Source organism: Streptomyces sp. NPDC001933, from assembly GCF_042890955.1.
Taxonomy (GTDB): domain Bacteria; phylum Actinomycetota; class Actinomycetes; order Streptomycetales; family Streptomycetaceae; genus Streptomyces.
Map to the genome: position 1 here is coordinate 175,393 of NZ_JBIASS010000005.1, position 13,002 is coordinate 188,394.

The 13,002-nt window shown below is 72.3% G+C and carries 12 protein-coding genes and 1 pseudogene; 7 read left to right on the forward strand and 6 right to left on the reverse strand.

Annotation, left to right across the window (positions count from 1 at the left end):
• Position 1: 1 nt before the first annotated feature.
• Entirely contained in the window at positions 2-421 is a 420-nt protein-coding gene (locus tag ACFYY7_RS14540) for a Zn-ribbon domain-containing OB-fold protein (protein WP_388661457.1), read from the reverse strand.
• Positions 418-870, reverse strand: coding sequence for a DoxX family membrane protein (locus tag ACFYY7_RS14545; protein WP_388661460.1), 453 nt, complete (start codon positions 868-870; stop codon positions 418-420). Before ACFYY7_RS14545 ends, ACFYY7_RS14540 begins: the two co-directional genes overlap by 4 nt.
• Positions 871-1,061: 191 nt before the next feature.
• Here ACFYY7_RS14545 and ACFYY7_RS14550 point away from each other — a divergent pair, with 191 nt between their 5' ends.
• Complete coding sequence (locus ACFYY7_RS14550; protein WP_388661463.1) at positions 1,062-2,249, forward strand: flavin-containing monooxygenase; 1,188 nt, start codon at positions 1,062-1,064, stop codon at positions 2,247-2,249.
• Between the two features lie 42 nt (positions 2,250-2,291).
• Here the strand turns inward: ACFYY7_RS14550 and ACFYY7_RS14555 are convergent, their stop codons facing one another.
• Positions 2,292-2,879: a Uma2 family endonuclease gene (locus ACFYY7_RS14555; protein ID WP_388662003.1), complete on the reverse strand. Its 588-nt coding sequence runs from the start codon at positions 2,877-2,879 to the stop codon at positions 2,292-2,294.
• 813 nt (positions 2,880-3,692) lie between these two features.
• On the opposite strand from ACFYY7_RS14555, the gene ACFYY7_RS14560 reads away from it, so the two are divergent.
• Positions 3,693-4,346 carry a PepSY domain-containing protein gene (locus tag ACFYY7_RS14560; RefSeq protein ID WP_388661466.1) on the forward strand — a complete coding sequence of 218 codons (654 nt, stop codon included), beginning with the start codon at positions 3,693-3,695 and terminating at the stop codon, positions 4,344-4,346.
• A 91-nt stretch (positions 4,347-4,437) separates the two neighbouring features.
• Here the strand turns inward: ACFYY7_RS14560 and ACFYY7_RS14565 are convergent, their stop codons facing one another.
• The gene (locus tag ACFYY7_RS14565; protein ID WP_388661468.1) at positions 4,438-5,793 is read right to left on the reverse strand and encodes a hypothetical protein; all 1,356 of its coding nucleotides are present in this window, start codon (positions 5,791-5,793) and stop codon (positions 4,438-4,440) included.
• A gap of 249 nt (positions 5,794-6,042) precedes the next feature.
• Between ACFYY7_RS14565 and ACFYY7_RS14570 the strand changes: the two genes are divergently transcribed.
• Both ACFYY7_RS14570 and ACFYY7_RS14575 read left to right on the forward strand, forming a co-directional pair.
• The gene (locus tag ACFYY7_RS14570; RefSeq protein ID WP_388661471.1) at positions 6,043-8,274 is read left to right on the forward strand and encodes an acetate--CoA ligase family protein; all 2,232 of its coding nucleotides are present in this window, start codon (positions 6,043-6,045) and stop codon (positions 8,272-8,274) included.
• Positions 8,275-8,368: 94 nt separating this feature from the next.
• Positions 8,369-9,208, forward strand: coding sequence for an enoyl-CoA hydratase/isomerase family protein (locus ACFYY7_RS14575; protein WP_388661473.1), 840 nt, complete (start codon positions 8,369-8,371; stop codon positions 9,206-9,208).
• 20 nt (positions 9,209-9,228) lie between these two features.
• On the opposite strand, the gene ACFYY7_RS14580 is transcribed toward ACFYY7_RS14575, so the two are convergent.
• Positions 9,229-9,792 carry a Uma2 family endonuclease gene (locus tag ACFYY7_RS14580; protein WP_388661475.1) on the reverse strand — a complete coding sequence of 188 codons (564 nt, stop codon included), beginning with the start codon at positions 9,790-9,792 and terminating at the stop codon, positions 9,229-9,231.
• Between the two features lie 177 nt (positions 9,793-9,969).
• Here ACFYY7_RS14580 and ACFYY7_RS14585 point away from each other — a divergent pair, with 177 nt between their 5' ends.
• Together ACFYY7_RS14585 and ACFYY7_RS14590 are read left to right on the forward strand one after the other, a co-directional pair.
• Positions 9,970-11,415: a sensor histidine kinase gene (locus tag ACFYY7_RS14585; RefSeq protein ID WP_388661478.1), complete on the forward strand. Its 1,446-nt coding sequence runs from the start codon at positions 9,970-9,972 to the stop codon at positions 11,413-11,415.
• Between the two features lie 118 nt (positions 11,416-11,533).
• Positions 11,534-12,220 carry a response regulator transcription factor gene (locus ACFYY7_RS14590; RefSeq protein ID WP_356089491.1) on the forward strand — a complete coding sequence of 229 codons (687 nt, stop codon included), beginning with the start codon at positions 11,534-11,536 and terminating at the stop codon, positions 12,218-12,220.
• A gap of 87 nt (positions 12,221-12,307) precedes the next feature.
• On the opposite strand, the pseudogene ACFYY7_RS14595 reads toward ACFYY7_RS14590, so the two are convergent.
• A pseudogene (locus tag ACFYY7_RS14595) lies at positions 12,308-12,529 on the reverse strand (phosphatase PAP2 family protein); the annotation flags it as partial.
• On the opposite strand from ACFYY7_RS14595, the gene ACFYY7_RS14600 reads away from it, so the two are divergent.
• Complete coding sequence (locus tag ACFYY7_RS14600) at positions 12,435-12,746, forward strand: hypothetical protein (RefSeq protein ID WP_388662040.1); 312 nt, start codon at positions 12,435-12,437, stop codon at positions 12,744-12,746. The pseudogene ACFYY7_RS14595 and the gene ACFYY7_RS14600 sit on opposite strands and share 95 nt — an antisense overlap.
• The last annotated feature ends 256 nt before the right edge of the window (positions 12,747-13,002 follow it).

The window sequence follows — 13,002 nt, forward strand, 5'->3', positions numbered from 1 at the left end:
CTCAGCAGTCCCCGGGGCGGAAGACCGGAACGGCCTCCTCCCCTTCCTCCTGCCGGAAAGTCACCCTCAGCGCCATGCCGATGGCGAGCGCGGACTCCTCGCACCCCACGACCTCCGTCATCATCCGCGGCCCCTCCGCCAGGTCGACCACGGCGGCGACGTACGGGACGCGGGCGCCGAACGGCGGCAGGTCGTTCCGGTGGACGACGGACCAGGTGTAGAGCGTGGCGTCCCCGCTCGCCCGCTCCCAGGCGCAGTCCTCGCTCCAGCAGTTCGGGCAGAACTCGCGCGGGTAGTGGTGCGCGCGCCCGCAGTCGTGGCAGCGGCGCAGCAGCAACTGCCCCCGGGCGGCGGCGTCCCAGTACGGGCGGGTGAAGGCATCGGGCTCGGGAAGGTCGAAACGTACGGCGGCCGCGGTCACAGGAAGAGTCCGATCGCGTTGTCGAGGGACCAGGTCTGCCAGGCCATCGCGAACAGCGCGACGAGCGATATGAGCGCCATCATCGCGTTCTGCCCCTGCTCGGCCCAGTCGTGGATCATCAGCACCAGATAGAGCAGGTTGAGGAGGAGCCCCGCGACCAGTGCGACGGGGGTGAGGAATCCGACGACCAGGCCGAGTCCCAGGGCGAGTTCGGCGTACACGACGACGTACGCCATGACCTTGGGGCGCGGGGCCACGATCTTCTGGAATCCGGTGCGTACGGCCGGCCAGCGGTGCTTGCCCGCGACGTCCGCGGCCCAGGCGATGCCTGTTCCGCGCTCGAACCAGCCCTTCTTGTCCTTGTGCCGCCAGCTCTCCAGCCACCACAGGCCGAGGCCTATCCGGAGTACGGCGAGCCACTCGGCTCCGCCGAGCCAGATCGTCTGCATGGGGCCTCCGCTCACTGCATCTGACGGTACGTCAGTTCACCTGATGGCGGGCGACTCGCGCAAGAGGTGCGCAAGGAGTGGGCAAGAGACGGGCGAACCTCGAACAGAAGGCGTGCACCCGTGATCAATTCGCAATCGATTCCGGTCTTGACCGAGACCCATCAACCGGGTGCGCGATTACGCTCCGAACCATGTCCGACAGCGCACTTACCGCCGGTATCCCCATATCGGCCCCCACCGGCCTCACCGAGGGCCGCCCCGTCTACGTGGTCGGCGGTGGTCCGGGCGGTCTCGCAGCCGCGGCAGCCCTGCGCGAGCAGGGCGTACGGGCGGTCGTGCTGGAGAAGTCCGGGACTGTGGGCGCGTCCTGGCGCCGCCACTACGACCGGCTGCACCTCCACACGACCCGGAGCCGGTCCGCGCTGCCGGGGCTCGCGATGCCGCGCCGGTTCGGGCGCTGGGTGTCCCGGGACGACGTGGTGCGCTATCTGGACAAGTACGCCGAGCACCATGAGCTGGAGGTGGTGACGGGCGTCGAGGTGTCCCGGATCGACCGCGCCCCGGACGGCAAGGACTGGCAGCTGACCGCGACCGGCGGACGGGTGCTGACCGGCCGGGCGGTCGTCGTCGCCACCGGCTTCAATCACACCCCGCGCGTCCCCGACTGGCCCGGCCTCGACACCTTCACCGGCGAGTTGGTCCACGCCTGCGACTACCGCAACCCCGCCCCGTACGCGGGCAAGGACGTCCTGGTCGTCGGCATCGGAAACACGGGCGCGGAGATCGCCGTCGATCTGGTCGAGGGCGGGGCGTCGCGGGTCCGGATCGCCGTGCGCGCCGTGCCGCACATCGTGCGCCGCTCGACGGCGGGCTGGCCCGCGCAGTTGACCGGCATCCTGGTACGCAGGCTGCCGGTCCGGCTGGTCGACCGGGCCGGGCGCCTGATGGCCAGGGCCGCCGTGCCCGACCTCTCCGCGCAGGGCCTCCCCCGCCCGGACACCGGTCTGTACTCACGGGTCAAGGACGGCGCGATCCCGGTGCAGGACGTGGGACTGATCGACGCGGTGAAGCGCGGCCGGGTGGTACCGGTGGCGGCCGTCGAGTCGTTCGACGGGGACGCGGTGGTACTGGCCGACGGCGAGCGGATCACCCCGGACGCGGTGATCGCGGCGACCGGCTACCGGCGTGCCCTGGAGGGCCTGGTCGGCCATCTCGACGTACTGGACGCCCGGGGCCGGCCGGTGGTCCACGGCGCCCGCACCCCCAAGCAGGCCCCCGGTCTGTACTTCACCGGCTTCACCAACCCGATCAGCGGCATGCTGCGCGAACTGGCCCTGGACGCACGGAAGATCGCGAAGAGGGTGGCACGCCGGGGCTGAGGCCGCACGGGCGCCCGGCGTGCACCGGCAGACGCACGGGCGTCAGCCGTACAGCGGCAGCCCGTCGGTCGAGATCGTCCACTCGCCGATGGTGACGTCCTCGCCGTACACGAAGTCCTTGCGGATCGCGTAACGCGGGCCTTCCGGCGTCTCGTGGATCTCGGAGAGGACGGCACCCGTGCCCGTACGGGGATCGAAGATCGCGTAGATGGGGACGCCGAGCAGTGGGTAGTCCCGCAGCTTGCTCACCCAGTCGTTGTCCGGATTGGACCGGGAGACGATTTCGACGGCGGCGATGAGCGTACGGGCATCGAAGGAGCAGTCGATCTCCATGTCGGCCTCGGCGATCACCATGACATCGGGGTGCCGCATGATGCCCTGAGCCGCGTTCTCCACGTCGGGAGTCCCGGTGTGGGCCACCAGCTCTTCCGGCATCACCTTCTCCAGGCGCTTCCGCACACGGAGTGCTGTCAGTTCGTGGAGTCCGGCGGGCGCCAACATGTCGTGGACGATTCCTTCTCGGGTGATCTCGAACTTTCCGGGAGCGTCGTCCTGCATCTGCTCGACGATGTTGCGCATGGCCCGGTAGTGGGCCGAGTCCCGCTGTACGTGGTCCGGGACGTTGGCCATGGCGTGCGCTCCTCGTCTGCGCCCGGGGGCAAGGGTCGTCACGTTCATGCTAGGCGGCCTCCTCAAGGCCGGTTCGGCACTGGCGGCAGTGGCCCGGTTCCGGAGCCCGGAAGGCCCGGTCGCAGCCGTCACAGTTCTGCAGGGGGTCGTGGCGCGGCGCGGCTTCCTCAGCCGGGGCGGCGGTGGGCAGGGGTGGCGGCAGGAGTGTGGTGAGGCGGTGGGCGATGAGGCCCGCCGGACGTGTCAGCGATCCGGGCAGGTCGGCGACGAGGGTGCGGCGTACGGCATCGGGGGTGAGCGTCGCGTTCGAGCCATGCGGCGACGGCGGGGGCCAGCCGGTGGATGTCCGCCTCGCCGAGCAGCAGCCGGGGTTCGTGGCGTCGCAGGTCCGCCAGGAGATCGAGGGCCGTGCGATGGCGGTCGAGGTCGTGGACCTGCGGCCTGGGAAGCGACGGGCGCGGCGGTACGCGAGTGACGGGCGCGGGCACGGGATCGGGTCAGGTCGGGTGGGGTTGGGTCGGGAAGGGTTTTCTCCCCGGTTCTTGGATCTTTGACGTCGTGCGCGACCACGTCGCGGTCCGCCGCGTCGTCGTTCACCGGATCGCCGTTCACCGGGTCGCGGTCCGCCGGGTCACGGTCCGTGGCGGGAGTGGGCGGCCGGTGCCTGAACCGATCGCGCCGGTTCGGAATGCGTTCCCGGGCAGCACTGCCTAACTTGAACCCATGGACACTGAATGCAGCTCTTCTCTCACTCGGCGTTACCGTGCGTCGCACAGGCTGCGTGCTGCCGGGCTTCTGTGTGCGGTCGCTGCGGTGGGCGGCCTGGTGACCGGCTGCGGCAGCGACGATGCCGACAGCGGAAGCAAGAAGACCTCCGGCTCGACGCCCACCGCCTCCGCTGCGGCGGCCGCCGCCGCAGCCGCACCGTCGAAAACGGCGAGCGGTGACCACGCCTCGACGAGCCCCGGCGACAAGCTCACCGACGACCAGGCCGAGCGCAAGGCCCTCGTCCCCAAGGTCAAGGTCTTCTACGACAAGGCACTGACCACCGCGACGGATGCCGTACCCGACTCCAAGCCGGTCTCGGTCGAGCTGCAGAGTGCCGCGAACGGTACGCCGTGGTGGGACGCGGACGTCGCCAAGGCGGACGGCAGCGAGTTCACCGTGCGCGTGGACGCGGTCTCCGGGAAGGCGGAGAAGCCGCAGGCCGACGCCGACGAGGACGCCGACGACAAGCGTCAGCTCGCCGCTCTCCTCGGCAAGGCCGAGGTGACGCCCCAGCAGGCCGCCACGGTCGCGACCGACCGCACGAAGGGCACAGTGAGTTCCGTCGAACTCGATGACACCGACCAGGGCGCGACCGTCTGGTCCGTCGACGTCATCTCTCCGAAGGACTGGAGCAAGACGACCTACGACATCGACGCGACGAGCAAGAAGGTGCTGCGAGAAGAGGTGGACCGCGACTGAGCGGCGACACCTGGGCGCCGGCATCGGTGCGGGGCGCGGCCGGGAGGACCGGCCGCGCCCCGCACTCACGCTTCGGGGGACTCCGACTCGGTCAGGCCGCGGGCGTGGCGTTCAGTACGAGCTGGGCCGCGTTGTTGGCGGGCTGGGGGTCGAAGGGGAAGGTCGCGGGGCTGGAGCCGCCGGTGGTGAGCATGACGCGGCCGGTCGCGCCGGGGACGACGCGGTCGATGCGCAGCTGGAACGGGAGGGAACGCGTCGTGTCCGGCAGCGCCCAGTACGGCATCTCGCAGCTGTAGCGCGGGGCGCCGGTCCGCTGCGGGTAGTAGCCGCCGCTCAGGGTGCGCGGCTCGCAGTCGGCGGGGGCGTTGGTGACGGTGGCGCCCTCGGGGACGGTGAAGTCGACGGCCGCGACCGGGTCGCCGGAGCCGAGGTTGCCGATCCAGGCGGGGCCGTTGTTGCGGAAGCCGAGTTCGGCGGTGACGGTCTCGCCGACGCCGCCCGTGACCTGGGCACCCTGCGCCGCGAAGTCCGCCGTGTTCACCGCGCCGAAGGCGGCGATGGTGTAGTTGTCCTCGTCCGAGAGGTCGGTGGCCCCGTTGCCGGGCTCGACGCTGATGTCCAGCCGCTCGGTGTACGCGTGCGCGGCGAGGGCGACCCGCAGTGGCGTCGGCAGGGTGAAGGAGTCGCCCGGCTCGATGACCTGGTCGAAGGAGCAGGTGGCCTGGGACATCGGGGCGTAGTCGCCGCCGGTCGTGCTGTAGGCGCACTCGGTGTACTCGGTGAGGAAGTCGAGCCCGTACGACGCGGTGAAGGTGGCGGTGAGGCCCTCGGACCGCTCGCTGCCCTTGTTGGTCACCGCGAACGGCACGGTCCGGACGGCGCCCGGCTGGAGGTTCTTCACCGGGGCGATCTCCCCGAGGGACAGGTCGGGGGCCGAACCGACCGAGACCGTGGTGTCGAACGAATCGAGCGGGGCTTCCAGCGTTCCGTCGGGGCCGCCGGTGGCCACGGCGGCGTAGGTGATCCGCCCCTGGGCCCCGGGCTCGGCGCCGTCGGCGGCGCGGACCGTGAGGTGGACCTGCGGGCTGTACGCCTCCCCCATGACGGGGACCTCGGGGACGGTGCACACGGCCGTGGTCCCGGTCGGGGCGCAGTTGTCGGGCCAGCTCACATCGGCCACCCCGGCGACACCGGAGATGTCGACCGAGAGCCGGCCGTCGGTGACGGCGAAGTTGTCGTTGTCGTGGTAGAGCCCGATGTCCAGCGGGCTGCCCTCCGACGTGCTGCCGCCGGGCGTCAGTTTCTGCTCGCTGGGGGCCTGTATCCAGAGCTGATCGGTCTGTTCCTCGGCGAACGCGGGAGCCGCGAGTCCGGCGGTCAGCAGTCCGGCGGCTGCGGCGACACAGACACCGAGGCGCACGGTGCGCCGGGCGGAGACGGGTCTCATGTTTCTCCCAGGGGTGAGCCATGGATGGCGATGGATGGCGTACGGCGGCCGGTGTGTCCGGTCCGACCGTTGGACCTTCAAGATCACCCGGAGGTTGTACGGCTCCGGCCGATGCCTCCTCCCTCTCTCAGGCTTTGCCTGCACAACCATTCCTGACGAGCCGTCAGTTCAGTAACCTGACAGAGCGTCAGCTTTTGGCTGGCCCGGCACGATCACCCCGACGGACCCCGAGCAGGAGTGGGCGGAACGATGCTTGGATCGACTCACGGCACCCTCACCACCGACTTCCGCGCCAGGGTGGTGGCCTGCGGCGAAGAGCCGCATGCCGCCGTCCACAGCATGACGGTCGCCGCCGCCACGGAAGGCGTGCTGGACGTCAGCGGCCGGCCGTTGTACGCGGCCGTACCGGATCTGGACCGGTTCTTCCGGCCCGGGTCCGTGGCCGTCGTCGGCGCGTCCGACACCGAGGGACGGCCCAACACCGGCATCACCCGGCAGCTGATCCGCTGGGCCGAGCGGGTCGGGGCACGGCTGTATCCCGTGCACCCCACCCGGAAATCCGTGTTCGGGCTGGCCTGTTCTCCTTCCGTCGCGGAGCTGCCGGAGCAGGTCGATCTGGCCGTGCTGCTGGTCGGCGACCCGCTACCGGTGATCGAGGAACTCGCCCAGGCCAAGGTGCGGTTCGCCGTCGCCTTCGCCTCCGGGTTCGCCGAGACCGGCGAGGAGGGCGCCGCCGCCCAGGCACGGCTGGCCGCCGCGGTGGAACGGTCCGGGCTGCGACTGCTCGGGCCGAACACCAACCTCAACGCCTTCGAGGAGTTCCGGGACGATCTGGACGGGCCGGCCATCGCGCTGATCACCCAGTCCGGCCACCAGGGCCGCCCGGTCTACACCCTTCAGGAGCTGGGCGTGCGGCTCTCGCACTGGGCGCCCACGGGCAACGAGGCGGATCTGGAGACCGCCGACTTCATCTCGTACTTCTCCCAGCGCCCCGAGGTCGGGGCCATCGCCTGTTACGTGGAGGGGCTCAAGGACGGGCGCTCCTTCCTGCTGGCCGCGGACCGGGCCGCGCGGGCCGGGGTCCCGGTCGTGGCGGTCAAGGTGGGGCGTACCGAGACGGGGGCCAGGATGGCCGCGTCACACACCGGCAAGCTGACCGGCGCCGACCAGGTGGTGGACGCGGCGATGCGGCAGTTCGGCGTGATCCGGGTGGACGGACTCGACGAACTCCAGGACACCGCGGCGCTGCTCGCGCGGGCCCGGAAGCCGCAGGCCGAGGGGGTCGTCGTGTATTCGATCTCGGGCGGCACGGGCGCGCACTTCTCGGACCTGGCGACCGGCGCGGGGCTGAGCCTGCCCACCCTGTCCGAGGCGAAGCAGCGCGAGCTGCACGAGTGGATCCCCGGCTATCTGAACGTGGCCAACCCGGTCGACAACGGCGGGCATCCGGTCGGCGACTGGCGCGGCCGGAAGATCATCGACGCGATACTCGCCGACCCCGACGTCGGGGTGCTGATCTGTCCGATCACCGGCCCCTTCCCGCCGATGAGCGACAAGCTCGCGCAGGACCTGGTGGACGCGGCGGAGGCCACGGACAAGCTGGTGTGCGTGGTGTGGGGCTCGCCCGTCGGTACGGAGGAGGCGTACCGCACGACGCTGCTCGGCTCGTCCCGCGTCGCCACCTTCCGTACCTTCGGCAACTGCATCACCGCCGTGAAGGCCTACCTGGACCACCACCGGTTCACCGCTTCCTACCGCTCCCCCTTCGACGAGGCGCCGCGCACGCCCTCGCCCTCGTTCCGCAAGGCGCAGGCACTGATGCGTCCGGGCCAGCAGCTGAGCGAGCACGCGGCGAAGCAGCTGCTGCGGGCGTACGGGATCCGGGTGCCGCGCGAGCAGTTGGTGACCAGTGCCGCGGCGTCCGTCCGGGCCGCGGCACTGGTCGGCTACCCGGTCGTCATGAAGGCGTCGGGCGCCCGGCTCGCTCACAAGACCGAACTGGGCCTGGTCAAGGTCGGGCTCACCTCTGCGAGCCAGGTGCGGGACGCGTATCGCGAACTGACCGACATCGCGCGGTTCGAGGGCATCGAGCTGGACGGGATCCTGGTCTGCCAGATGGTCGAGCGGGGCGTCGAGATGATGGTCGGCGTCACCCAGGACGCGCTGTTCGGGCCGACGGTGACGGTCGGGCTCGGGGGCGTACTCGTCGAGGTGCTGCACGACGCGGCGGTACGGGTGCCGCCGTTCGGCGAGGACCAGGCGCGGTCGATGCTGGCCGAACTGCGCGGCCGGGCCCTGCTGGAGGGTGTGCGCGGTGGTCCGCCGGTGGATGTGGACGCGCTCGTCGAGGTAGTGCTGCGGGTGCAGCGGATGGCGCTGGAACTGGGCGACGACCTCGCCGAACTGGACATCAACCCGCTGATGGTGCTCGGGCGGGGGCAGGGCGCGGTGGCGCTGGACGCGCTCGCCGTCTGCCGCTGACCGGTCCTTCCCTCGTCGGCCCCGCCACCGCAGGCACCATCGCCCGAATCGACCGCCTTCTCGACCGCCACCACGCCCACCCAGGAGCTGCCCCATGCCGTCCTCCCCCGAAGACATCACCGAGTCCGCCGAGTCCGCCGACCCGCTCCATTCATTGGTACTCCACGCCACTGACAACGGCGTCTCGTGGATCACGCTCAACCGCCCCGAAGCGATGAACGCCGTCACCTGGGAGCAGCGGGAGCGCGTCATCGGCCTGCTCGCCGAGGCCTCCGCCGACCCGGCGGTCCGGGCCGTCGTCCTCACCGCCACCGGCCGCGGTTTCTGCGCGGGCGCCGACCTGCGCGGCGCCCCGGCGACCGGCGAGCGGGTGCCGGGCGATGTGGCCCGTACGATCCGGCTCGGCGCGCAGCGTCTGATCGCCGCGGTCCTGGACTGCGAGAAACCCGTCATCGCGGCCGTCAACGGCACGGCGGCCGGCATCGGCGCCCATCTCGCGTTCGCCTGCGATCTGGTGCTGGCCGCCGGATCGGCGAAGTTCATCGAGGTGTTCGTACGGCGCGGCCTCGTACCCGACGGCGGCGGTGCGTATCTGCTGCCGCGGCTGATCGGCCCGCAGCGCGCCAAGGAGCTGATGTTCTTCGGCGACTCGCTCCCGGCGGCGGAGGCGGAGCGCCTGGGGCTGGTCAACCGGGTCGTGCCGGACGAGGAGCTGGCGGCGACGGCGCGGGAGTGGGCGCAGCGGCTGGCCGAGGGGCCGACCCGGTCGATCGCCCTCACCAAGCAGCTCGTCAACACGTCGCTGGACGCCGACCGGTCGACGGCGTTCGCCGCCGAGGCCATGGCCCAGGAGATCAACATGACGACGCAGGACGCCAACGAGGGCGTGGCGAGCTTCGTGGAGCGGAGAGCGCCGAAGTACCGGGGGATCTAGGGCCGGTCGGCTTCGAGCGGTCACGCGGGTGACAGGCCGCTGGTGTCCAGGTCCAGGTCGAACGGATGCGGCAGCCTCAGGACCGCGCCGAACGGGTGCGGGCCGTCCACGTGGGTGTAGCCGAGGTGACCGGGCTCGGAGAAGAGGGTCACGCTGCCCTCGATCCGGTCGACCAGGAGGTACAGCGGCGCCCGGTACTCGGCGTAGCGACGCCGCTTCACCACACGGTCGGTCTCCGCGTTCGACTCCGACGTGACCTCCACGACGAGCAGGGTCTGATCGGGAAGGAGGGCCCCGCCCCCTTTCGCCAGCACCTCGGGCACGACGGCGATGTCGGGGACGTACCAGTTCGACGAACCGGGCAGGTCCAGGTTGCCCGAGCCCTCGACGCAGCCGAGTTCGTCCACCCGGTCCTCGATCTGCCTGCGGACGACCCGGGCCGCCCGTTCGTGGTCCCAGGTCGGCGTCACGGGCTCGATGATCCCTTCGATGATCTGGACACGGTCTCCGCGGATCCGCTGCACCGCGAACTTCAGGGCGCGTTCGGAATCGATGCCCTGGTTGTAGTCGGGCGCGCTGGTCATTCGGTGTCTCCTCCCGCTCAGCCGGTCCGACGACTCAGAGTATCGGTCCGCAACCGAATGCAGTCGTGGGTGGTGCGGCCGCCCCGGCGCCGTTCCCCGCTTGTCCGGCGCCGGGCGGTCGGCAACGGTGACTTTCGGCAGTGTCGGGGCGCCACGCGGCTGCGTACGGTCGTGCGGGTGGAGAGAGTGATGTCGATCGGCGTGGTCCGGCGGGCCCTCGTCGCCCCGGGGAGTCTGCTCGCCGTCGCGGCGGCGGCCTGTGTCGGGCTGAGCACGGTCAGTATGTGGTGGGCGCTGCCCGCAGCCGTGGCGGCGTTCTTCGCGGGGCGGGAGCCGGGGAGGACCGGGCCCACGGTCCTGGTGCTCGTGGCGGTGCTGGCCGGTGGTGTGGTGGCGGTGGCCCTGGTGCCCTCCTGGCTGCTGATGGCGGGGCGGTTCTCCGCGGTGGTGGCGGTGGCCGCGATGCTGCCGTGGTTCGCGGGGCGGTTCTGGCGTCAGTACCAGGAGCTCGTCCGGGCGGGCTGGGAGCGGGCGGGCCGGCTGGAGCGCGAACAGCGGCTCGTCGCCGAGCAGGCGCGGTCCCGCGAACGGGCCAGGATCGCCCAGGACATGCACGACGTCCTCGGGCACGACCTCAGCCTCATCGCCCTGTCGGCCGGCGCCCTCAAGCTGGCCCCCGGTCTCGACGCGGCGCACCGGGCGGCGGCCGGGGAGATCCGGGCCCGCGCGGCCGCGTCGGTGGAGCGGCTCGGCGAGGTGATCGGCCTGCTGCGCGAGGAGGCGGGCGAGGAGTCCCCGCAGCAGCCCGACGGCGGCGTTCCCCGGCTGGTCGAGGAGGCCGCGGCCGCCGGGCTCGCGGTCGGTCTGCGGGTCGAGGGGGAGGCCGGCGCCATGTCCCCCGCGGCCGGACGGGCCGCCCACCGGGTGGTCCAGGAGGCCCTGACCAACGCGGCCAAGCACGCGCCGCGGGCGCGGGTGGACGTGCGGGTGACGCACGCGGCCGGGGAGACGACGGTCCGGGTGGAGAACGGGCCCGCGCCCGCACCGGCCCGCACCGAGGACCTCCCGGGCACCGGGCGGGGACTGATCGGGCTCGACGAACGGGTGCGGCTGACGGGCGGCGAGTTCGCGTACGGACCGTACGGGGGCGGCTTCGCGGTCACCGCACGGATACCGCACGCCACGCCCGCCGCACTCGCCGCACCCGCCCATCGAGAACCTGCGGCTCCCCGGGCCGCGCCCCCGGCCCTGCCCCCGGAACACCGGCACGCCCGCAGCCGCGCCCGCCGGGCGCTGGCCGTCGCGGTCGTGCTGCCCCTGGTGGCGTGGGCGGTGCTGAGTGCGGCGCTGATGGCCTGGGACATCCGCTCGGCCCGGCTGTCCGTGCTGGACCCGGGCGACTACGCCCGGCTGCGGGTGGGACAGGATCGGGAGAGCGTCGGGCGGCTGCTGCCCGACCGCGAGACCACACAGCGGCCGGTGGCCGGGGAGCCGAAGGGGGAGGGCATCACATGCCGGTACTACGCGATGACGGCGGACCGCTTCGACGACCGGTCCGGGGACGCCTACCGGCTCTGCTTCCGGGACGGCCGGCTGATGTCCAAGGAGGCGCTGACGCCATGATTCCGAGTGATGTCCGAGCAGGCGCTGACGCCATGGGTCCGGCTGATGCCCCGGGAAGCACTGACGCCATGAGCGCGCCGCACGCGGAAGGACACGCGGAAGGAATGGTGAGCGGGCGGTGATCCGGGTGCTGATCGCGGACGACGAGCCGATGATCCGCGCGGGGGTGCGCTCCGTGCTGTCCACCGATCCGGACATCGACGTCGTCGCCGAGGCCGCCGACGGGCGCGACGCCGTGGAGCTGGTGCGCCGCCACCGCCCGGCCGTCGCCGTGCTCGACATCCGGATGCCCGGGACGAACGGCATCGAGGCGGCGGCCGAGATCCGGCGCACCGTGCCGGAGACGGGTGTCGTGATGCTCACGACCTTCGGCGAGGACGACTACATCCTCCAGGCGCTGGGAGGCGGCGCCGCCGGTTTCCTGATCAAGTCGGGCGAGCCCGAGGAGCTGATCGCGGGGGTCCGCGCGGTGGCCGACGGGGCCGCCTATCTGTCACCGAAGGTCGCGGCGCGGGTCGTCGCCCATCTCTCGGCGACGGGCGCGGGCGCCCTGGCCGGCCGCCGCGCCGCCGCCCGGGAACGGGTCGGCGCGCTCACCGGCCGGGAACGCGACGTACTGGCCTTCCTCGGCAGCGGGCTGTCCAACGGGCAGATCGCCCGGCGGCTCCACCTGGTGGAAGGGACGGTCAAGGCGCACGTGAGCTCCATCCTGGCCCGGCTGGGCGTGGACAACCGGGCCGCCGCGGCCGTCGTCGCCCACGAGGCCGGAATCGTCGCGCCCGCGCAGCCGCCGCTCGACCGCTGACGCCGCACGCCGGGCGAGCGGCAGGAACGCGACGAGTACGGCCGCCACCACCGAGGCCCCGAGGACCGCGCCGGCCAGCACGTCGTGCGGGTAGTGCGCCCCCACCGCGACCCGCAGCAGCGCCGCCGCCGCGCCCACCGGCAGGGTGACGGCGGCGAGGCGCGGGCGCAGCACGGCGAGGCCCACGGCGAGGCCGGCGGCGAGGGTGGCGTGGTTGCTCGGGAAGGACCAGTCACCGGGCGGCGGGCACTCGGCGGCCGTCTCCGCGATGGAGCGCAGGGCCCGGCAGGGGCGTTCCTCGTCCACCACCAGTTTCGTCGCCTCGCTGACCGCGTACGCCGCCACGGTGCCGATGCCGGTGAGCACCGTGCCCGCGGAGACCCGGGTGTCCCCGCGTCGTACGGCGCTCCAGCAGACCCACGCCAGCAGCAGGCCGAGGACCACCAGGGTGCCGTCGGTGGCCGCCTCCAGCAGCGGTCCCGCCCAGGAGGGCGCGTCGGCCACCGCCCGGGTCACCGAGCGGTAGAGGGAGGCCGAGGCGCTGTCCGTCACCTCCACGGCACGTGCCGTGCCCAGGCCGCCCGGGGCGAGCGCCATGACGGCCGCCGCCCCCGAGGCCAGCACGACGCAGGCGAGCAGGGGCCGCCCGGTACGCGCCCCGGTACCCGTCCCCGCCCCGGTCCGGGTTCCGCTTCCGGTTTCTCGTCTCTTGAACATGAACATGGACGTGAACCTAGAAAGCGGCGGGGCCGCGGACCCGGGCCGAACGGCAGGGACCACCC

Coding starts and splice junctions, on each gene's coding strand:
- ACFYY7_RS14545 (WP_388661460.1), bottom strand. CDS start 870: ATGCAGACGATCTGGCTCGGCGGAGCCGAGTGGCTCGCCGTACTCCGG.
- ACFYY7_RS14550 (WP_388661463.1), top strand. CDS start 1,062: ATGTCCGACAGCGCACTTACCGCCGGTATCCCCATATCGGCCCCCACC.
- ACFYY7_RS14555 (WP_388662003.1), bottom strand. CDS start 2,879: ATGGCCAACGTCCCGGACCACGTACAGCGGGACTCGGCCCACTACCGG.
- ACFYY7_RS14565 (WP_388661468.1), bottom strand. CDS start 5,793: ATGAGACCCGTCTCCGCCCGGCGCACCGTGCGCCTCGGTGTCTGTGTC.
- ACFYY7_RS14570 (WP_388661471.1), top strand. CDS start 6,043: ATGCTTGGATCGACTCACGGCACCCTCACCACCGACTTCCGCGCCAGG.
- ACFYY7_RS14575 (WP_388661473.1), top strand. CDS start 8,369: ATGCCGTCCTCCCCCGAAGACATCACCGAGTCCGCCGAGTCCGCCGAC.
- ACFYY7_RS14580 (WP_388661475.1), bottom strand. CDS start 9,792: ATGACCAGCGCGCCCGACTACAACCAGGGCATCGATTCCGAACGCGCC.